At 72.2% G+C, this 20,378-nt stretch carries 16 protein-coding genes; 11 read left to right on the plus strand and 5 right to left on the minus strand.

Features of this window, described 5'->3' with window-relative positions:
• Positions 1-241 precede the first annotated feature (241 nt).
• The gene (locus tag ABD329_RS20090) at positions 242-2,077 is read left to right on the plus strand and encodes a phosphoenolpyruvate carboxykinase (GTP) (RefSeq protein ID WP_344316706.1); all 1,836 of its coding nucleotides are present in this window, start codon (positions 242-244) and stop codon (positions 2,075-2,077) included.
• Between the two features lie 172 nt (positions 2,078-2,249).
• Here ABD329_RS20090 and ABD329_RS20095 read toward each other — a convergent pair whose 3' ends face one another.
• Both ABD329_RS20095 and ABD329_RS20100 read right to left on the minus strand, forming a co-directional pair.
• Positions 2,250-2,660 carry an SCO4983 family protein gene (locus ABD329_RS20095; protein ID WP_198282102.1) on the minus strand — a complete coding sequence of 137 codons (411 nt, stop codon included), beginning with the start codon at positions 2,658-2,660 and terminating at the stop codon, positions 2,250-2,252.
• A gap of 71 nt (positions 2,661-2,731) precedes the next feature.
• Positions 2,732-3,943: a pyridoxal phosphate-dependent aminotransferase gene (locus ABD329_RS20100; protein WP_198282101.1), complete on the minus strand. Its 1,212-nt coding sequence runs from the start codon at positions 3,941-3,943 to the stop codon at positions 2,732-2,734.
• Positions 3,944-4,207: 264 nt separating this feature from the next.
• On the opposite strand from ABD329_RS20100, the gene ABD329_RS20105 reads away from it, so the two are divergent.
• The 6 genes from ABD329_RS20105 to ABD329_RS20130 all read left to right on the plus strand — a co-directional run bounded on the left by ABD329_RS20105 (position 4,208) and on the right by ABD329_RS20130 (position 12,273).
• Entirely contained in the window at positions 4,208-5,836 is a 1,629-nt protein-coding gene (locus ABD329_RS20105) for an ABC transporter substrate-binding protein (protein WP_344316708.1), read from the plus strand.
• A complete protein-coding gene (locus tag ABD329_RS20110) occupies positions 5,836-6,795 on the plus strand; it encodes an ABC transporter permease (RefSeq protein WP_198281946.1) in 960 nt (319 codons plus the stop codon). The genes ABD329_RS20105 and ABD329_RS20110 overlap by 1 nt, the downstream gene beginning before the upstream one ends.
• A gap of 41 nt (positions 6,796-6,836) precedes the next feature.
• Complete coding sequence (locus ABD329_RS20115; protein ID WP_198281947.1) at positions 6,837-7,706, plus strand: ABC transporter permease; 870 nt, start codon at positions 6,837-6,839, stop codon at positions 7,704-7,706.
• Complete coding sequence (locus ABD329_RS20120) at positions 7,706-9,505, plus strand: dipeptide ABC transporter ATP-binding protein (protein ID WP_344316709.1); 1,800 nt, start codon at positions 7,706-7,708, stop codon at positions 9,503-9,505. Before ABD329_RS20115 ends, ABD329_RS20120 begins: the two co-directional genes overlap by 1 nt.
• Before the next feature lie 120 nt (positions 9,506-9,625).
• Positions 9,626-11,638 carry a CocE/NonD family hydrolase gene (locus tag ABD329_RS20125; RefSeq protein WP_198281065.1) on the plus strand — a complete coding sequence of 671 codons (2,013 nt, stop codon included), beginning with the start codon at positions 9,626-9,628 and terminating at the stop codon, positions 11,636-11,638.
• The gene (locus ABD329_RS20130; RefSeq protein WP_309142909.1) at positions 11,635-12,273 is read left to right on the plus strand and encodes a TetR family transcriptional regulator C-terminal domain-containing protein; all 639 of its coding nucleotides are present in this window, start codon (positions 11,635-11,637) and stop codon (positions 12,271-12,273) included. The genes ABD329_RS20125 and ABD329_RS20130 overlap by 4 nt, the downstream gene beginning before the upstream one ends.
• Positions 12,274-12,448: 175 nt before the next feature.
• Here ABD329_RS20130 and ABD329_RS20135 read toward each other — a convergent pair whose 3' ends face one another.
• The gene (locus ABD329_RS20135; RefSeq protein ID WP_198281067.1) at positions 12,449-13,141 is read right to left on the minus strand and encodes a TetR/AcrR family transcriptional regulator; all 693 of its coding nucleotides are present in this window, start codon (positions 13,139-13,141) and stop codon (positions 12,449-12,451) included.
• 85 nt (positions 13,142-13,226) lie between these two features.
• On the opposite strand from ABD329_RS20135, the gene ABD329_RS20140 reads away from it, so the two are divergent.
• A complete protein-coding gene (locus ABD329_RS20140; RefSeq protein ID WP_425574355.1) occupies positions 13,227-14,102 on the plus strand; it encodes an SDR family NAD(P)-dependent oxidoreductase in 876 nt (291 codons plus the stop codon).
• Positions 14,103-14,271: 169 nt separating this feature from the next.
• On the opposite strand, the gene ABD329_RS20145 is transcribed toward ABD329_RS20140, so the two are convergent.
• Together ABD329_RS20145 and ABD329_RS20150 are read right to left on the minus strand one after the other, a co-directional pair.
• Positions 14,272-15,879 carry an N-acyl-D-amino-acid deacylase family protein gene (locus tag ABD329_RS20145; RefSeq protein WP_344316710.1) on the minus strand — a complete coding sequence of 536 codons (1,608 nt, stop codon included), beginning with the start codon at positions 15,877-15,879 and terminating at the stop codon, positions 14,272-14,274.
• A 508-nt stretch (positions 15,880-16,387) separates the two neighbouring features.
• Positions 16,388-17,677 carry an amino acid deaminase gene (locus ABD329_RS20150; protein ID WP_344316711.1) on the minus strand — a complete coding sequence of 430 codons (1,290 nt, stop codon included), beginning with the start codon at positions 17,675-17,677 and terminating at the stop codon, positions 16,388-16,390.
• Between the two features lie 146 nt (positions 17,678-17,823).
• Between ABD329_RS20150 and ABD329_RS20155 the strand changes: the two genes are divergently transcribed.
• Genes ABD329_RS20155 through ABD329_RS20165 form a run of 3 tightly spaced genes read left to right on the plus strand, consistent with a single transcriptional unit; the run spans position 17,824 to position 20,224 of the window.
• On the plus strand, positions 17,824-18,996 hold the full coding sequence (locus ABD329_RS20155) for a sugar kinase (RefSeq protein ID WP_198281851.1): 1,173 nt from the start codon (positions 17,824-17,826) through the stop codon (positions 18,994-18,996).
• The gene (locus ABD329_RS20160; RefSeq protein ID WP_198281850.1) at positions 18,993-19,814 is read left to right on the plus strand and encodes an IclR family transcriptional regulator; all 822 of its coding nucleotides are present in this window, start codon (positions 18,993-18,995) and stop codon (positions 19,812-19,814) included. Before ABD329_RS20155 ends, ABD329_RS20160 begins: the two co-directional genes overlap by 4 nt.
• Entirely contained in the window at positions 19,811-20,224 is a 414-nt protein-coding gene (locus ABD329_RS20165) for a RidA family protein (protein WP_262702963.1), read from the plus strand. Before ABD329_RS20160 ends, ABD329_RS20165 begins: the two co-directional genes overlap by 4 nt.
• Positions 20,225-20,378 lie beyond the last annotated feature (154 nt).

Raw genomic sequence — 20,378 nt, forward strand, 5'->3', positions numbered from 1 at the left:
CCTACGCCACCGTAAGTTACCGGTTCATGTCGAGTGGTGATGGTCACCAGGGCGCCCACTGGACAGATGGCCCGTACAGTCGGATGATCAAATGAGCGCGGTCGGCACCGGATGAGCTGAGCATCCGGGTCGCAGCCCCCAAGGGGTAGCTGTCTCCATAAACGGATATGAGTGCACATATCCGTCCAAACCCTCAATCAAGACGCCGGAGCGAGTGCGGTTCCGGCGGGATGGAGCGATCGTGGCGCCCAGCAATGTGGCTTCCTCCCTCACGACCACCCCGAGCCCCACGAACCACCAGGAGCTGGTCTCCTGGGTCGGCGAGATCGCCGCCCTCACCCAGCCGGACCGGGTGGTGTGGTGCGACGGCTCGGAGGCGGAGTACGACCGCCTGTGCGCGGAGCTCGTCGAGAAGGGCACCTTCAAGCGCCTTGACTCGATCAAGCGCCCCAACTCGTACTACGCCGCGTCCGATCCGAGCGATGTGGCGCGCGTCGAGGACCGTACGTTCATATGCTCCGAGAAGGAGGCGGACGCGGGCCCGACGAACCACTGGAAACACCCCGAGGAGATGCGCGAGATCTTCTCCGGGGAGCAGGGCGTCTTCCGGGGTTCGATGCGCGGCCGGACCATGTACGTCGTGCCCTTCTGCATGGGCCCGCTCGGCTCGCCGCTCTCCGCGATCGGCGTCGAGATCACCGACTCCGCCTACGTGGCCGTCTCCATGCGCACCATGACCCGCATGGGGCAGGAGGTCCTCGACGTCCTCGGGGACGAGGGCTTCTTCGTCAAGGCCGTCCACACCCTCGGCGCCCCGCTGGAGCCGGGCCAGGCCGATGTGCCCTGGCCGTGCAACCCGACCAAGTACATCTCGCACTTCCCGGAGACGCGGGAGATCTGGTCGTACGGCTCCGGCTACGGCGGCAACGCCCTGCTCGGCAAGAAGTGCTACGCCCTGCGCATCGCCTCGGTGATGGCGCGGGACGAGGGCTGGCTCGCCGAGCACATGCTGATCCTCAAGCTCACCCCGCCGCGCGGGGAGTCGAAGTACGTGGCCGCGGCGTTCCCGAGCGCGTGCGGCAAGACCAACCTCGCGATGCTGGAGCCCACCATCCGGGGCTGGACGGTCGAGACGATCGGCGACGACATCGCCTGGATGCGGTTCGGCGAGGACGGCCGGCTGTACGCGATCAACCCCGAGGCGGGCTTCTTCGGTGTCGCGCCCGGCACCGGTGAGCACACCAACGCCAACGCGATGAAGACCCTGTGGGGGAACTCGGTCTTCACCAACGTGGCGCTCACCGACGACGGCGATGTGTGGTGGGAGGGCATGACCGAGGAGCAGCCCGCCCACCTCACCGACTGGAAGGGCAACGACTGGACCCCGGCGAGCGGGACGCCCGCGGCCCACCCCAACGCCCGCTTCACCACCCCCGCCGGACAGTGCCCGATCATCGCGCCCGAGTGGGAGGACCCCAAGGGCGTGCCGATCTCGGCCATCCTCTTCGGCGGCCGCCGCGCCAGCGCGGTCCCGCTCGTCACCGAGTCCTTCGACTGGCAGCACGGCGTCTTCCTCGGCGCCAACGTGGCGAGCGAGAAGACCGCCGCGGCCGAGGGCAAGGTCGGCGAGCTGCGCCGCGACCCGTTCGCCATGCTGCCGTTCTGCGGCTACAACATGGGCGACTACATGGCGCATTGGGTGGAGGTCGGCAAGAACGCCGACGCCGCCAAGCTGCCGAAGATCTACTACGTCAACTGGTTCCGCAAGGACGCCGACGGGCGCTTCGTCTGGCCGGGCTTCGGCGAGAACAGCCGGGTGCTGAAGTGGATCGTCGACCGTCTGGACGGCAAGGCCGAGGGTGTGGAGTCCCCGATCGGGGTGCTGCCGACGCCCGAGGCGCTGGACACCGACGGTCTGGACCTCGATGACGCCTCGCTCGAACTGCTGCTCACGGTCGACAAGGAGGTCTGGCGCGAGGAGGCCGGGCTGGTGCCGGACCACCTCAACACCTTCGGCGAGCACACGCCCAAGGAGATGTGGGACGAGTACCACGCGCTGGTGAAGCGCCTGGGCTGAGCCACCCCGCTCCGTGGGCCGGGGCCCGCGCCTTCGGGCGCGGGCCCCGGCCGTGCGTGTCTCTCCGGCCGTGCGTGTCTCTCCGGCCGTGCGTGTCTCTCCGGCTGTCGGCTCACGCCGGCGGCCGAGTCGGCTCGGGCCGCGGGGCGCCGCGAGGCCCGCAGCGGTCCGCTCAGGCCGCGAGGCCCAGGGCGGTCGCGTGGGAGCGCATGCGCTCGGCCGCCAGCGTCGTGGCCGCCGCGTCGTCACGGGACGTGGCCACCACCAGGGCCCATCCGGCCAGGGTGTGGGCGCGCTGGTGGAGGGCGGCGATATGCGCCGGGTCCGTGGCCGCCGCCGTGGGGGCCGCGCGCAGCGGGGCGCTGCCGTCGCGGAGGCGGGTGGCCTGCTCGGCGAGGCGCTGGGCGGCGTCGTCGAGGGTGGGGTCCGGGGTGAGGGTGCGCAGCTCGTCCGTCACGGTGAGCAGTGCGGTCAGATGTCCGGCCAGCCGGATGTCCAGCTCTTCCTCGCGGGAGCGGTGCGGGAAGTCGGGCTTGGGCTCGGCCATGCTGTGGACCGACTTGGTGCGGATCGGTTCGTACATGGATGGCCTCCAAGAGGTGAGGAGGCCATCCTAACTTAGACTCTGTCTAAAGTTGAGCGGTAACTAAAAGATCAGGGTTGGCCGTATCCGTCCAGGAAGTTCCCGATCCTGGTCACCGCGTCGGCGAGATCCTTCTTGGCGGGCAGCGTCACGATGCGGAAGTGATCCGGCTCGGGCCAGTTGAACCCCGTGCCGTGCACGATCATGATCTTCTCGGCCCGCAGCAGATCCAGGACCATCTGCCGGTCGTCCTTGATCTTGTAGACCTTGGGGTCCAGCTTCGGGAACGCGTACAGCGCGCCCTTGGGCTTCACGCAGGTGACGCCCGGGATCTGGGTCAGCAGCTCGTACGCCGTGTCCCGCTGCTCCACCAGCCGACCGCCCGGGAGCACCAGGTCGTTGATCGACTGACGGCCGCCGAGCGCCGTGGCCACCGCGTGCTGCGCCGGCATATTGGCGCACAGCCGCATATTGGCCAGGATCGTCAGCCCCTCCAGATAGCTGGAGGCGTGCGACTTGGGGCCGCAGACCGCGAGCCAGCCGCTGCGGTAGCCCGCCACCCGGTACGCCTTGGAGAGCCCGTTGAAGGTGAGGGTCAGCAGGTCCGGGGCGACGGCGGTGGTCGGGGTGTGGGTGGCGCCGTCGTAGAGGATCTTGTCGTAGATCTCGTCGGAACAGACGATCAGCTGGTGGCGGCGGGCGATGTCGGTGAGGCCGCGCAGGATCTCCTCGCCGTAGACGGCGCCCGTGGGGTTGTTCGGGTTGATGATGACGAGCGCCTTGGTGCGGTCGGTGACCTTGCGCTCGATGTCGGCGAGGTCCGGCAACCAGTCCGCCTGCTCATCGCAGCGGTAGTGGACGGCGGTGCCGCCGGCGAGCGAGACCGCGGCGGTCCACAGCGGATAGTCGGGGGCGGGGACGAGCACCTCGTCGCCGTCGTCCAGCAGCCCCTGCATCGACATCTGGATCAGCTCCGAGACGCCGTTGCCGAGGAAGATGTCCTCGACGTCGAGGTCGATGCCCTGGGTCTGGTAGTGCTGCATCACCGCGCGCCGCGCGGACAGCAGGCCCTTCGCGTCGCCGTAGCCGTGGGCGTCGCCGAGGTTCCGGAGCATGTCCTCGAGGATCTCCGGGGGGCATTCGAAGCCGAAGGTCGCCGGATTTCCGGTGTTGAGCTTGAGGATGCGGTGTCCTGCCGCCTCCAGCCGCATCGCCTCCTCGAGCACCGGGCCACGGATTTCGTAGCAGACGTTGGCGAGCTTCGTGGACTGGATCACCTGCATGCCGGCAACCATACGGCGGTGTATCCGGGGCCGCTCGGTGTTTTTCGCCACGTGGACGGTGTACGGGGGCGCCGGGTGGTGGCGGGTGGTGGCGGGCGCGGTCCCGTGCGCCGCCCCGGAGCGGCACGTCGCGCGAGATAACGAGTCTGTTTCTGGTGTTAATTTCCGCGAAAGAAGGGTTGGCCCGAACGGGTCACGTGGCTATCGTTCACGCACTTCACCCAATCGTTCCGATGAACGAATAAGGGAAGGGTGCCCCCGTTCATGTCCCCGTTGTTGTCCGAGATCTCCCGCCGCACAGCCCCCGCCGCGGCCGGGATACCGCGGCGGTCGGTGCTCACCACCGCCGCGGCGGCCGTCGCCGCGCTCGGCGGCTCCGCCGCCCTGTCCGGCTGCTCGGGAGCCGCCTCCGCCTCCCCGTCGAGGGCCGTGCCCACCCACGGCCCGGCCGGGCGGCCCGACCGCGGCGGCACCCTGCGCATCGCCCGGCCGCCCGCCTCCGACGCCGAGACCCTGGACCCCGCGAGCGCGCTGTCCGCGTACGAATACCTCGGCGCGCTCTACAACCGCCTGGTCCGGATCGCGCCCGACGGCACCGTCGCCCCCGACCTCGCCGAGTCCTGGGAGCCCGACGCCAAGGCCACCACCTGGACCTTCCGGCTGCGCCGCGGCGTCACCTTCCACGACGGCCGCGCCTTCACCTCCGCCGACGCCGCGTACACCCTGCGCCACATCCTCGCCAAGGCGACCGCGTCCCCGCAGGCCCCCGTGCTGTCCCCGCTGGTCGACCCGGGGCGGCTGCGCACCCCCGACGCCCACACCCTCGTCGTCCCGCTGAAGAGCCCGCACGCCGAGTTCCCCAGCCTGCTCACCCACTACAACTGCTACGTCGTGCCCGAGGGCAGCGCGGGCTCCATCGGCCGCACCGGCATCGGCACCGGCCCCTTCCGGCTCGCCTCCTTCACCGCCGCCGGGCCCGGCCGGGTCACCGCCTACGCCGACCACTGGGCCGGACGCCCGGTCCTGGACGCGATCGACTTCTACACCGTGGCCGATATGCAGGCGCGCTCCAACGCCCTGCTCGCCGGGCAGGTCGACCTGCTCTCCCAGACCAATCTCGACTTCGCCACCGCCCGGGTCATCGCCGCCTCCGACCGGGCCACCATCGCCCGCGCCGAGAACGCCCAGTGGTACGTGCTGCCGATGCTCACCACCGAGAAGCCCTTCACCGATCCGCGGGTGCGGCAGGCGATGAAGCTCGCCTACGACCCCGCGCACATCCTGAAGGCCGCCCTCCAGGGCGCGGGCACGGCCGGCTGGGACAACCCCGTCCCGCCGAACGACCCCGCCCATGTCGCCACCCACCCCGCCCATGACCCCGAGAAGGCGCGCCATCTGCTGAAGCGGGCCGGGCACGAGCGGCTGGCGGTGGACCTCTACACCTCCTCGTACGACCCGATCTTCACGCCCATGGCCCTCGCCTACCAGGAGTCGGCCGGGCGCGCGGGCATCCGGATCCGGGTCAAGACCGCGGCCGCGGACTCGTACTACACCCAGATCTGGATGAAGAAGCCGCTCATGGCCACCTACTGGTACACCGGGCGCCCCGTCGACCAGCTGCTCAACCAGGTCTTCCGCGGCGGCTCCTCGTACAACGAGACCGCCTGGTCGGACAAGGAGTTCGACGCGCTGCTCGACCGGGCCCGCCGGGAGATCGACGAGAGCCGCAGGCGCGAGCTCTACGGACAGGCGCAGACGCTCGTCGTCGAGCGGGGCGGGGCGATCACCCCGATGTTCGCCGACCGGCTCGTCGGGATCTCCCGGAAGGTGCGCGGCTACGCCGAGCACGGCTTCGAGTTCGACTACCTCCACATCGGGCTGAAGGGGGCGTGATGTTCTCCTTCCTCCTGCGCCGGGTGGTCGCCGCGCTCGGCACCCTGCTGCTCTCCTCGGTCATGGTCTTCCTGGCCGTCCAGGCGCTGCCCGGCGATGTCGCCACGCAGGTGCTCGGCCGGGACGCCACCCCCGACGCGGTCGCCGCGCTGCGCAAGCAGATGGGCCTCGACCAGCCCGCCTGGGAGCGGTACTTCGACTGGATCAAGGGCGCGGTGCACGGGGACTTCGGCACCTCGCTGGTCACCACCAAGCCGGTGGGCGGCGAGGTCGCCCAGTACCTCGGCAACTCCGCCCTGATCGCCGTCGTCACCGTCCTCTTCGCGGTCACCGGCTCGGTCGTCCTCGGCGTCGTGGCCGGGCTCTACCGCGACCGCTGGCCGGACCATCTGATCTCCACGGTCAGCCTGGTCGGGATGAGCGTCCCCGAATTCGTCGTGGCCACGGTGCTGGTGCTCGCCTTCTCCGTCACCGTGCCGGTGCTGCCCGCCGTGGTGCTGTACGGGCCGGGGGCCGGGTTCGGGCAGCTGCTCCCGGCGGTGTGGCTGCCCGCCGCCTCGCTCGCGATCGTCATGGCCGCGTACATCGTGCGGATGGCCCGCACCTCGGTGATCGACGTCATGGCGAGCGAATACGTCACCACGGCCCGGCTCAAGGGGCTGACCACCTGGCGCGTGGTCACCCGGCACGCGCTGCCCAGCGCCCTGCTGCCCACGCTGCACGTCATCGCGCTCAATGTGGCGTGGCTGGTGGGCGGCGTCGCCGTGGTCGAGAACGTCTTCAACTATCCCGGCATCGGGAAGCTGATGCTGACGTCCGTGCAGAACCGCGATCTGCCGGTCATCCAGGCCATCGCCCTCATCAGCGCGGTCGTCTACGTCGTCTGCAACCTCGCCGCCGACCTCGGGTCCATGGCCCTCAATCCCAAGCTCCGCACCCGAGGAGGGAGGATCCGATGAGTTCCGTGAAGGAGCCCACGGGCACGGCCCGGTCGTCCGCCATGGGTCCCGCGCCCGTACGGCCCGGCTTCGCCGCCCGCACCTGGCGCACGGTGCGCTCCTCCCGCCCGGCCGTCATCGGGCTCGCGATCGTGGCCGTTCACGTGGTGGTCGCGCTGCTCGCCCCGCTGCTCACGCCGTACCACCCCACCACCGGCGACGCCTCGCACGCGCTGCTCGGGCCGAGCGCCGACCACTGGGCGGGCACCGACCAGTACGGGCGCGACGTGCTGACCCGGGTGCTGTACGGCGGCCGGTACGCGCTCGGCGTCTCGGTCACCGCGACCCTCATCACCATCGCGCTCGGCACCGTCCTCGGATGTGCGGCCGCGCTGCGCGGCGGCTGGCTGGACGATGTGGTCATGCGCCTCCTGGACGCGGTGCTGTCCATCCCCGCGATCCTCGTCCTGCTGGTGATCGTCACCGCGCTGGGCACCGGGTCCTCGGTCATCGTGCTGGCCATCGCCGTCGTCTGCGTTCCCCAGGTGGTGCGGGTGGTGCGGGGGGCCGCGCTCGCCGTCGTGCCGCAGGACTACGTCACCGCGACGCGGGCCCGGGGCGAGAGCACCTGGGCGATTCTGCGGCGCGAGGTGCTGCCCAACATCAGCGATGTGGTGTGCGTCGAGTTCGCGATGCGCGCGTCATGGGTGGTGCTGCTGATCTCCTCGCTGTCGTTCCTCGGCTTCGGCGCGGATCCGCCCACTCCGGACTGGGGGCTGATGGTCTCGGAGAACCGCACCGCGATCACCGTGGTGCCGATGGCGAGCCTGGCGCCGATCATCGGCCTGGCCACGATGGTGGTCGGGCTCAACCTCGCGGCCGACGGCCTGTCCAAGGCGTGGGGCGTGGACCGGATCAGGGAGGGCGTCTGATGACCACGTCTCCAAAGGCCCCCATCGTGTCGGTGGACGCGCTGTCCGTGGCGTACCGCTCGGGCGGGCGCGAGATACCCGTCGTCCGGGAGGTGTCGCTGGAGGTGAGCCGCGGCCGGACGCTGGCCCTGGTCGGCGAGTCCGGCAGCGGCAAGTCGACGGTCGCCGCGACGCTTCTGGGACATCTGCGGCATGGCTCCAGGATCACGGGCGGGCGCGTCTCGGTGGACGGCGAGGACGTCTTCGCACTGTCCGCGCGGGAGTTGCGGCGGCTGCGCGGCGGTACGGTCGCGATGGTCGCGCAGAACGCGGGCCATGCCCTGACGCCGTCCATGCGGATCGGACGGCAGATCGCGGAGGCGGGCGGCGAGGTGCCCGTCACGGACCTGTTGGAGCAGGTGCGGCTGGAGCGCCCGCGCGAACTCGCCCGCCGCTATCCGCATGAACTCTCCGGCGGGCAGCAGCAGCGGGTCGCCATCGCCATGGCGATCGCGGCCCGGCCCAAGGTGCTCGTGCTGGACGAGCCCACGACCGGTCTCGATGTGATCACTCAGCGTGGGGTGCTGGACCTGATCGGCGCCCTCCGCGAGGAACTCGGCCTCGCCGCCGTCCTGGTCAGCCATGACCTGGGCGTGGTCGCGCGGATGGCCGACGAGGTGTGCGTGCTGAGCGCCGGGCGGGTGGTCGAGGCCGCCCCCACGCGGCGGCTGTTCGCCGCCCCCGCTGATCCTTACACCCGTCGGCTGCTGGCCAGCGTCCCGCGCATCGCGGATGCGGGACTCGCGGTGGTGGGGGAGGACGGTACGCGGGAGATCCGGCCGAGGGCGGGCGCGGTGGGCGCGGTGGACGCGGCCGGCGCGGTGGACGTGGTCGACGTGGTCGACGTGGTCGACGTACGGGAGGTGACGATCGACTACGGGGCCAGCCGTGCCGTGGACGGGGTCTCCTTCAGCGTGCGGCGCGGTGAGGTGCTGGCGCTGGTGGGCGAGTCGGGGAGCGGTAAGTCGACGATCGCGTGGTCGCTGGCGGGGTTGCGGGTGCCGTCGGGCGGGACGATGAGGGCTGGGGGTGGGGGCGGGTCGGGCGGCCTGCCCGGCGGTTCGTCCGGCCGTGACGGGGACCTGAGCGCCCCCGCGCGGCGGCGCCCGCTCGCCCTGCGCCGCACCGTCCAGCTCGTCTTCCAGAACGCCGACACCTCGCTCAATCCGCGGCGCTCGGTGGGCGACGCGGTACGGCGGCCGCTGCGCTTCTTCGGTACGGCCCGGTCGCGGGGCGAGGCGGCGTCGCGCGCCCGTCAGCTGATCGCCGACGTCCGCCTCGACCCCGACTTCGCCGACCGACTCCCCGCCCAGCTCTCCGGCGGCCAGCGCCAGCGCATCGGCATCGCGCGGGCGCTGGCCGGTGAGCCCGATCTGCTGATCGCGGACGAGATCACGACGGCGCTGGACGTGTCCGTACAGGCCGATGTGTTGCGTCTGCTGGACGACCTGCGCCGGGAGCGTGCACTGGCCTGCCTGTTCATCAGCCACGACCTGGCGGTGGTGCGGGGGATCGCGGACCGGGTGGTGGTGCTGCGGCACGGGGTGGTGGTGGAGGAGGGCCCGACGGACGCGGTCTTCGCGGCTCCGGGCCACCCGTATACGAGGGCGCTGATGGCGGCGGCGCTGGAGCCGGATCCGGAGGCGGAGGGGGTGGTGGTCTCGGCTGAGGAGTGGGAGGACGTGGCGGAGCCGGGCGAGCTCTGGAGCGAGTTGGGTGGTGGCCACCGGGTGCGACGCTGGCGGTCGACGGATGGTTAGCCGTTGGCAGGCTGTTCTGGTGAGCCCTCGTCCGTTGCCGCAACCACTCATTGAGAAACCCCAACGGCGAGAACCAGGTCCGCGAGAGCGGCGCCGGCTTAGGCGCAAAAAGGGAGAAGCGTGAAGTACCGCGAGACATTCGACCGTGAGGTGCTGGTCGAGGACGCGTGGATCCCCACCCGGGACGGGACCACACGGCTGCACGCCCGCATCTGGCGCCCGGCGAACGCCGAAACCACCCCCGTCCCCGCCCTGCTCGAATACCTTCCGTACCGCAAGAGCGACTGGACCGCCCCCCGCGACGCGCAGCGTCACCCCTGGTACGCCGGGCACGGCTACGCCTCCGTACGCGTCGACCTGCGCGGCAGCGGCGACTCCGAGGGCGTGATGCTCGACGAGTACACCGCGACCGAGCTCGCCGACGGCGTCGACGTCGTCAACTGGCTGGCCGCACAGCCCTGGTGCACCGGCAAGGTGGGGATGTTCGGGATCTCCTGGGGCGGTTTCAACTCGCTCCAGATCGCCGCCCTGCGCCCCGCGCCGCTGAAGGCGATCGTCACGGTCTGTTCCACCGACGACCGTTACGACAACGACGTCCACTACACCGGCGGCGCCGTCCTCGGCATCGACATGCTCGCGTGGGCCGGGACCATGCTCGCGTTCACGGCCCGCCCCCCGCACCCCACCTCCGTCGGCGAGGACCGCTGGCTGCCCATGTGGCGGGAGCGGCTCGACGCGCTGGAGCCGTATCTGCACACCTGGCTCGCCCACCAGGAGCGGGATGACTACTGGCGGCACGGCAGCGTCTGCGAGGACTACGGCGCGATCGAGGCCGCCGTGCTCGCGGTCGGCGGCTGGGCCGATCCGTACCGGGACACCGTGCTGCGGCTGCTGGAGCACCTCGACGCGCCCGTACGCGGGCTGATCGGCCCCTGGTCGCACCAGTACCCGGACCGGGGGCTGCCCCCGGGCCCGGCGATCGGCTTCCTCCAGGAGACCCTGCGCTGGTGGGACCACTGGCTCAAGGACGAGCCGACCGGCGTGCTGGACGAGCCGATCCTCCGCGCCTGGATCAACGACCCCGTACCGCCCGCCACCTCGTACGAGACGATGCCCGGCCGCTGGGTCGGCGAGGACACCTGGCCCTCGCCGTCCGTCAGTTGGGACGAACGCCCCCTCGGCGGCCCGGCCGACGAGCCGGTGATCGTGCGCTCGCCGCTGCACACCGGGCTGGACGCGGGCCGCTTCTTCCCCTTCGGCAACGCCACCGATCTGCCGCCCGACCAGCGCGAGGAGGACGGCCGTTCGGTCTGCTTCGACTCGGCGCCGCTGGACGAGCGGGTGGAGATCCTGGGCCGCCCCCGGGTACGGCTGCGGCTGGACAGCGCCACCCCGCGCGCCCATGTGATCGCCCGGGTCTGCGATGTGGCGCCCGACGGCTCCTCCACCCTCGTCACCCGTGGGGTGCTCAACCTGCTGTCCCGGAAGGGGCGGGAGCAGGCGGTGGAGTGGCGGCCGGGGCGTGCCGAGGACGTGGAGTTCGAGCTGAACGCCACGGGGTACGCCTTCCCGCCCGGCCACCGCGTCAGGGTCGCCGTCTCCGACGCGTACTGGCCGTGGGTCTGGCCGCACGGCGAGCGCGGCCGGCTGACCGTACGGCCCGGTCAGAGCGCGCTGCTGCTGCCCGTACGGGACCCGGGCGCCGACGCGGGCCGTCCGCCGATCACCTTCGAGGAGCCGGAGCAGGCCCCGCCGCTCCCCGTGACCGTCGACCCGCCCGCCGAACCCCGGCCCGAGCGCACCGTCACCCATGACGTCGCCACGGGGGAGTATGTGCTGGAGGTGGATCCCAACTACGGCGGCTCCCGCACCTATCCGGACGGACTGCGCTACGAGGAGAGCGCCCGCGAGACCTACCGCATCCGGTCCGGCGATCCGCTGTCGGCCGTGGCAAGCTCTCGGTGGACCATCCGGCTGCGGCGCGGGGACTGGGCGGCGGAAGTCGTCACCGCCATGGAACTGCGGGCCACGGCGGAGGAATTCATCATGGACAGCAGCATCGAGGCACGGGCGAACGGAGAGACAGTGGCCACGCGCGCATGGCACCGCACCACACCGAGGACGTCCGCGTGACGTCGCGCTCCGAACGCCGCCCGCCGCGCCGCGCCGTCGCTGCCTCCGCCCGCACCCGGCAGCCCACCGAGGTGCGCCGCCGGCTGATCGTGGAGGCCGCGGTGCCGCTCATCGCGGAGCGCGGCACCAAGGCGGTGGGGGTGCGCGAGGTGGCGGCCGCGGCCGGGGTGTCGGTCGGCACGGTCACGTACCACTTCGAGAGCGTGCAGGAAGTCCTCTCCGAGGCGATGGTGCTGCACATCGAGCGCTACTACGCCGCGCTGAGCGACGCCGCGGGGCAGGCCACCAGCGGGGCTGAGGGGCTGCTGCTGCTCATCGACGCGCTCTTCACGGAGGACACGGACCGGCACTGGCGGATGTGGTTCGACTACTGGAACGCGGGCGAACGGGACCAGACCTTCGCCCGTGGCCAGGCCGAGCGGTACGAGAGCTGGCACGGCGAGATCCGGGCCCTGGTGGAACGGGGCCGGGCCGAGGGCGACTTCCGCTGCGACGACCCGGCCGACTTCGCCCACCGCTTCTCCGCCCTGGCCGACGGCCTCGCCCTGCGCCGCCTCCGCCAGGTCCCGGCCCTGAGTGTGGCTGATGCCCGCCGCCACCTGCGGCGCTTCGTGGAGGCGGAGCTGCGGGGCTGAGGCTCGGGTTCCCGGGGTCAGCGCGGTGCCCGCGCGACCCCGCCGTCTCAGCACTCCGCCGTCGCGGGCGGTTCGGGCGGCCAGTCGTGCGCCGGGCCGGCAGCGTCGGCATGAACCGCCTGCCCCGGCCCGCGAACTCTCGCCGACCGGCTCGGGGTGCGGTCCGGATCGGCCGCTACGGGGCGTCGTCAGTGTTGTCCGGGACCGTCGCCGGGGGCTCCGCGTCGAGGCCGGTGAGGAACGCGGTGAGGACGCGGCGCAGCCGGGGTGCCACCTCGACGATGGCGTGGCCGAGGCGGGGGTCGGTCTCGTAGAGCTCCCGTAGCCGGGGGCCTGGGGTGGCCATCTGCCACAGGGCCCCGGCCAGGCTGGTCGCCGTGGCGACGAGGTCGACGGTCTGGAGCTCGGTCAACCCGAGCAGCCGTCGCAGCTCGTCGCAGATCAGCTCGATCTCCTCGAGCGTCACCAGTTTGAAGTCGCGCACCGAGTCGATCGACACATTGCGTTCGAGGTTCATGGGCGCCTGGGCCAGCAGGTCGCAGAACATCGGCCGGGCGGCCAGCGTGCTGGCGACGGCCTCGGCGACCTCCGGGGCCGTGGCACGCGTCCGGCGTTCGAGATCGCCGCGCAGCTCGGCGGACCACTGCCGCCAGCCCTCCGCGGTGAGCCTCAGGAAGATCTGCTCCCGCGTCTCGAAGTAGCGCAGCAGGGCCGACTTGTGCATCCCCACGGCCCCGGCGATGTCGGTGAGGGTGACGTCCCGGACCCCGCGCTCGCGGGCGAGGGCACGGGCCGCGTCCAGGATCGCCGCTTCCCGCGCCTGCTTGGCCTGGGCGCTGCGCGCACGTTGGAAGGCGGGCGTAGTCATGCCGGACATCATAGGAACCGCTTAAGGGAACGGTGTTGCGTAAATAAGAGAACGGTGTTGTACTAACGCTATGAGTTCACAGGTTATGGGTTCACAGGTCTGGTTCATCACCGGTTCTTCGCGCGGTCTCGGCCGCGCCCTGGTCACCGCCGCTCTGGAAGCCGGTGACCGCGTCGTGGCCACGGCCCGGCGCCCCGGGGCGCTCGCGGAGGAGTTCAAGGAGTACGGCGACCGCGTCCATCCCCTCGCGCTCGACGTCACCCGCCCCGAGGCGGCGCGCGAGGCCGTCGAGGCGGCGCTCGCCCGCTTCGGGCGCGTCGACGTGCTCGTGAACAACGCGGGATACGCGAATGTGTCGCCCATCGAGACCTCGGACGACGAGGACTTCCGCGCCCAGTTCGAGACGAACTTCTGGGGCGTCTACCACGTGACGAAGGCCGCGCTCCCCGTCCTGCGGCAGCAGGGGTCGGGCACCGTCGTGCAGATCTCCTCGATCGGCGGGCGGGTCGGCGGATCGCCGGGCATCGCGTCCTACCAGGCGGCCAAGTTCGCGGTGGACGGCTTCAGCCGGGTCCTCGCCGCGGAGACCGCGCCGCTCGGCGTGCGCGTCATGGTCGTCGAACCGAGCGGCTTCGCCACCGACTGGGCCGGTTCCTCCATGACGGTCCACCCGATCCCCGACGCCTACGACGCGACGGTCGGGGAGATGAATCGGCGGGTGCGGCAGAGCGCGGACGGGGCGGCCGGGGACCCTCGGCGTGCCGCCGAGATCATCGTGCGGACCGTCCACCGCGGTGAGGTCCCGGGGCATCTCCCGCTGGGCGTGAACGCGACGACCATGGCGCGCGACTACTCCCAGCGTCAGCTCGCCGAGGTGGCGGCCTGGGAGCGGGTCAGCCGCTCGGCCGACTTCGACGAGCCGTACCCGGCGGAGCTCCCGCCCGAGGGCGCGGCCGACTAGGCCCCGTCGGACACCGCCTCAGCAGGTCGGAGGAAGTCCGCTACGGTTCGGGCAGTGCCCCGAAGGGGCGCGGGGCTGTGTCGATGTGCGGCTCCGCCGCGCGGGCGCGACCAGTCACGACGGCGCCGCAGTCGGCCGACGACGCATCGCGACACTTCCAGCGGAGCGCTCAGGCGCGGCGGATCGCGCGCCCCGCGAGGACGTCCGTCCGCCGCCCGTCCTCGATGACGGAGCGGCCGTCGATGAGGACGTGGGGGATGCCGGTCGGCAGGGTGCGCGGCGCCTCGAACGTCGAGCCCGCCGCCACCGTCTCCGGGTCGAAGAGGACGAGGTCCGCGCGGTAGCCCTCGCGGATCCTGCCCCGGTCGGGGAGGCGGAGGCGGGCCGCGGGGCGGGCGGTGAGGTGGGCCACGCACTCCTCCAGGGTGAGGACGCCCAGCTCACGGACGTAGCGGCCCAGGTACTGCGGGAAGGTGCCGTACGCGCGGGGGTGCGGCTTGGCGCCGTTCAGGATGCCGTCGCTGCCGCCGGTGTGGGCGGGGTGCTTCATGATCGCCTGGACGTTCTCCTCATGCCCGACGTGCTGGAGGATCGTCGGGCCGAGGTGGTCGTCCAGGAGGAGGCGGCGCGCGGTGACCCAGGGGGCCTCGGCTCGCTCGCGGGCGCTCGCGGCGACCGTCTTGCCGATGTATTCGGTGAGGGCCGGGTCGTTCACGCCGGAGATCTCGATCGTGTCCCAGTTGATCGGCACCCCGTGGCAGCCGTCCGCCCCCTCTTCCTCCATGACGTGCCGGATGCGCTCGGCCTCGGCGTCGTCGCGCAGCCGCGCGAGGATCGCGTCGGGGCCGCCCTCGGCCGCCCAGCTCGGCAGCATCGCGGCGAGCGTGGTGCAGCCGGGGAGGTAGGGATAGGTGTCGAGGGTGATGTCGGCGCCGTCGGCGATCGCGGCGTCGAGGAGGGTGAGCAGTTCGGGGGCGCGGCCCTTGTTGAGGTCGAAGTTCATGGTGGCGTGGGCGAGGTGCAGCGCACAGCCCGCCTCCCGGCTGAGGGCCACCATCTCCTCGTAGGCGCGCAGGGCGCCGGCGCCGTACGAGCGGTGGTGCGGGCAGTAGTAGCCGTCGTACGCGGCCACGACCCGGCACAGCTCGGTGAGTTCGGCGTCGGAGGCGTACATCCCGGGGGTGTAGGTGAGCCCGGAGGACAGGCCGACCGCGCCCTGCTCAAGACCCTCCGCCACCAGCGCCTTCATCCGCTCGACCTCGGCGGGCGCCGCGTCGCGGTCCTCCCAGCCGAGGGCGAGCATGCGGACGGTGCCCTGGGGGATGAGGTACGCGGCGTTGACCGCGATGCCCCGGCCGTCGAAGCCGTGGTCGAGGCGGTCCAGGAACTCGCCGACGGTGCGCCAGGTGAAGTCGATGTCGGAGCCGTCGCCGTTCCAGCCGGTGATGGCGGTACGGATCTGGGCGAGCGTGCGGTCGTCCACGGGCGCGTAGGAGAGCCCGTCCTGGCCGATGACCTCCAGGGTCACGCCCTGGGCGGCCTTCGCGGAGTGGTCGGGGTCGCGGAGCAGGGCGAGGTCGCTGTGGGCGTGCATGTCGATGAAGCCGGGGGAGAGGGCGAGGCCATCGGCCTCCAGGGTGCGGTGGGCGGTGGGGCGCGCCCCGCTTCCCTCCGGCACGATGGCGGCGATCCGGCCGCCGTCGACGGCCACGTCTGCCCGATACCGGGCTTGCCCGGTGCCGTCGATGACGTCCGCACCGCGAATGACCAGCTCCATGGGATTGCCCTCTCTTCCTGCCGCCCGCGCCTGGGGCGCGCCGTCCGTTTTCCCACCCACCCCTGATGTGGGGAACCTCCGGGCCCCCACACCCCCGCCCCGGCCGCGAGCCTCACGGCCCGCGAGCCGCGAGCCGCGAGCCGCGCGCCCCGCGCCCGTGCCGGACGGAGGCTCGCGCTTCCGCCCGGCCCCGGGCCTTCCGCCCCGCCTGGCCCGGGCCCTGCCCGGCGCCCATTGTCCGGCGCCCTCCGGGCCCCCGCCCAGTGGCGGAGCGCCGCCGCCCGGGACTGGCGCCGGTCCCGGGGCGTGTCGCGCACCAGGTGCCTGTCGGTACGTGGCGCGCGCCCTGCTCCCGCTCGAGGGAGCCCCGTCCTGAGTCCCGGCCCCGGTAACCCGCCCTCCGGGACGTGGCCCCCGGCCCGGGGTCGGGGTTCGGGGCGGAGCCCTGGGGGGCGTCCCCATCGGGGGTCGGGGCGGAGCCCCGGGGAAGGGCGGGCGGGTGGGCGGGTCAGAAGAAGGTGCGGATGTAGTCCGTGACCGTGCCGTCCGACTCTGCCACCGGGATCAGCTGCCACTTGTCGAAGCTGGTGCAGGGGTGGGAGAGGCCCAGGGCCACCCAGTCGCCTACCTCCAGGTCCGTGTCGGCCGCGACCGAGACCCAGGCGTGCTGGTCGGAGAGGGCCGTGACGGTGAGGCCCGTGGCGGGGCGGGTGGTGGCGTCCCGGGCGGAGCGGATGAGTTGGGGTTCGGGCAGGTCCAGGTCGTAGGCCGCGTCCCGCTTGCCCGCGTTCAGGAAGGCCTGACCGGGCTCGGGGCGCGAGACGACCTGGGCCCACAGGCGGAAGGCCGGGTGCAGCTCGCCCTCCTCCGGGACGCGGTTGAAGGGGGTGATGTGCCGGTAGTGGCCGTCGTCGTGGGAGACATACGCACCCGAGCGCAGCAGCTTCAGCACCGGCCGCGACAGCGTGGGCAGCTCCGCGAAGACGTCCGCCACCGCGTCGAACCAGGCGCTGCCGCCCGCGCTGACGACCACCTCGTCCAGGTCCTCGAAGCGGCCCGCCGCGTCGAAGTCGGCCGCCAGTGCCGTGAGGCGGCGCAGCCAGGCCCGTACCCGCTCGCCGTCCGGCTTCGGCACCTCGCCCTCGTAACCGGCCACCCCGACCAGCCGCAGGGTCCCGGCGGCCGCGACCGCGTCGGCGACCGCCGCGCACTCCGCCTCCGTACGGACCCCGGTGCGCGCTCCCTCGCCGCCGCCCAGCTCGACCACCACATCGACCGGCCGCCGCGCGCCCGCCTCCCGCAGGGCCGCGTCCATCAGCTCCACGCCGCGCACCGAGTCGACGTAGGCGATGAAGCGGAAATCGGGGTCGGCGTCGAGTTCGGCCGCGAGCCAGTGCAGGGCGGCGGCGTCGACGACCTCGTTGGCGAGGAAGATCCGCTGGATGCCGAAGGCCCGGTAGATCCGCACCTGGGTGGGGACGGCCGCGGTGATGCCCCAGGCCCCGTGCGCAAGCTGGCGCTCGAAGAGCTGCGGGGCCAGGGAGGTCTTGCCGTGCGGGGCGAAGGCGAGCCCATGGGCGGCGGAGTAGCGCTCCATCGCCACCAGGTTGTGCTCCAGGGCCTCGGCCGACAGCGCCAGTACGGGCGTGGTGAAGCCACCGGTGAACAGCGAGCGCCGCTCGGCGGCGAGCTCGCCGACCGTAAGGCCCTCGGCGTTCGGCGGCAGCCCCTTGAAGCGGTGGTCGACGCGCTCCCGCGCGAGGGCGGCGACGGCCTGGTCGCGGTGGTCGGTGGCCATGGAGCGCCTCCATAACGATTCCGGTTGCAATATCTGCAACGTTCATTGCGCATAACGCTTAGCGCTGTCTAACATCCCGCCCAGCACCGGGTCAACGGTGTGTGACCGACCCCCATCCGTCCACCCCACGAGGAGCGAGACCAACCGTGTCCCCTCTCCCCAGCGTCGAGGCCGCCGACGGCGTCGCTGTTGTCGCCGACGTCGTGTGTCTCGGCGAGTCGATGGTGACCTTCGTGCCGTCCCGACCGGGCCGGCTGGCGGATGTCCCCTCGTTCGCCCGGGGCATCGGCGGCGCCGAGTCCAATGTCGCCTGCGGCCTGGCCCGCGCCGGGCACAGCGCGCGCTGGATCAGCCGGGTGGGCACGGACGGCTTCGGCGAGCACCTCGTACGGGAGATCGCGGCCACCGGCGTGGACACGGCGTACGTCCAGCGCGATCCGCGCCGCCCCACCGGGATCTACTTCCGTACGGCGGGGGAGCGTGCCGTCGGCGCCGAGTCGATCGACGGGGACGGCGCCGTGGACGGCGTCGCCGCCTCGGAACCGCTCGCCGAGGTGCTCTACTACCGGGCCGGATCCGCCGCCGCGGCCATGTCCCCCGCCCTCATCCCCCGGGAGCGGGCCTGGTCCGGCCGGGTGCTCCATCTGACCGGGATCACCCCGGCCCTCTCCGCGGACTGCCGTGCGCTGATGCGCGAGGTGACGGCCCGCGCCCCCGGCCGGCCCCTCGTCTCCTTCGACCTCAACTACCGGGTCTCGCTCTGGCGGAGGGAAGAGGAGGAGGGAGCCGACGGCGAAAGCGGGCCCGCCGTCCTGCTCGACCTCGCCCGCCGCTGCGACCTCGTCTTCGTCGGCGAGGACGAGGCCGAGGCGGTCTGGGGAGCGCGCGGCCCGGAGGCCATACGGGCCGCGCTGCCCGAGCCGGAGGTGCTGGTCGTCAAGCAGGGCGGCGCCGGTGCCACCGCCTACGCCCGCCGCCCGGGCGAGGACGCCGACGACGTCACCTTCGAACCCGCCCCGCGCGTCGACGTCGTCGCCCCCGTCGGCGCGGGCGACGCCTTTGCCGCCGGTTTCCTCTCCGGCACCCTGCGCGGGCTGTCCGTCGCCGAACGGCTGCGCCACGGCCACCTCATGGCCGCCGCCGCGCTCACCGTCCCCGGCGACCTCGGCACCCCGCCCTCCCGTGCGCACGCCGACCACCTGGTGGCACTCGATGCCACGCGGTGGGGCACACTGCGATTCGGCCCCGGCTGGACAGATCTGCCGAGTCCCGCCGAAAAGTGGGCCGAGACCGCAGCGGTGGAGGTACCCGACTCATGAGCCAGACCGTCGACCGAGCGCTGAGCATCCTGCCGCTGCTGGCGGAGGGACCGGCCAATCTGGAGCAGGTCGCCACGCGGCTGGGCGTGCACAAGTCGACCGCGCTGCGGCTGCTGCGCACCCTCCATGAGCACGGCATGGTCTACCGCCAGCAGGACCAGCGCTACCGCCTCGGCGCCCGCCTCTTCGCGCTCGCGCAGCAGGCGGTCGAGAACCTCGACGTACGCGAGATCGCCCACCCCCATCTGGTGGCGCTCAACGAACGGTGCGGGCACACCGTCCACCTCGCGGTGTACGAGGAGAACGAGGTGCTCTACATCGACAAGGTGGAGAGCCGCTACCCGGTGCGGATGTACTCGCGGATCGGCAAGCCCGTGGCCATCACCGTGGCCGCCGTGGCCAAGCTGCTGCTGGCCGATCTGCCCGAGGCCGAGCGGCGGACGCTGGCCGAGCGGCTCACCTACCCCGCGTACACGTCCCGTTCGACGCCCAACGCCGCCGCGTTCCTCAAGGAGCTGGCGACCGTGCGCGACCAGGGCTGGGCCACCGACTTCGGCGGCCACGAGGAGTCGATCAACTGCGTCGGGGCACCGATCCGGGGAGCGGACGGGCGGGTCGTCGCCGCCTGCTCGGTGTCGGCGCCGAACGTCGTCGTCAGCTCCGATGAACTCCTCTCCCTGCTGCCGCTGGTGCGCCGCACGGCGGCGGAGATCAGCCGGGAATACTCGGGCGGCGCCCCGGTGTCCCACGATGCGCAGAACCCCTCCCAAGTAACAGCGGAAACCCCCGAGAAGAGAGCCGAGGAGACCTCCTCATGACCGAGAAGCTCCAGAAGACCGCGATCACCCCGGCCACGCACACCGCCCCGCCCGCCAAGTTCTCCCACGGCGTGAAGAAGGGGAACATCCTCCAGGTCGCCGGTCAGGTCGGCTTCGGCCCCGCCGTCCCGGGCCAGGCCCCCACCCCGGTCGGGCCCACCCTGCGCGAGCAGACCCTCCAGACCCTGCGCAATGTGCAGTCCGTGCTGGAGGAGGGCGGCGCGAGCTGGGAGGACGTGGTGATGGTGCGGATCTACCTCACCGACACCGGCCACTTCGCCGAACTCAACGAGATCTACAACGAGTTCTTCGCCGACCTCAAGGAGGCCCCGGCCGCCCGTACGACGGTCTACGTCGGCCTTCCGGCCGGTCTGCTCGTCGAGATCGACGCCCTCGCCGTACTGGGCTGACCCCCCGGACCCCCGCGGTGGGCGGGAGCTTTCCCCGCCCGCCGCGGGTTCCACCGCTGACTCGTCCTCACCGTCCCCGTCGCCGGAAGCTCGAGCCCTGATCACCCCCACCCAGGTTCTGCCCCAGGTTTTCCCGGCGCGCGGCCCCCCGGCC

It is taken from the genome of Streptomyces javensis (assembly GCF_039525925.1).
GTDB lineage: Bacteria > Actinomycetota > Actinomycetes > Streptomycetales > Streptomycetaceae > Streptomyces > Streptomyces asiaticus.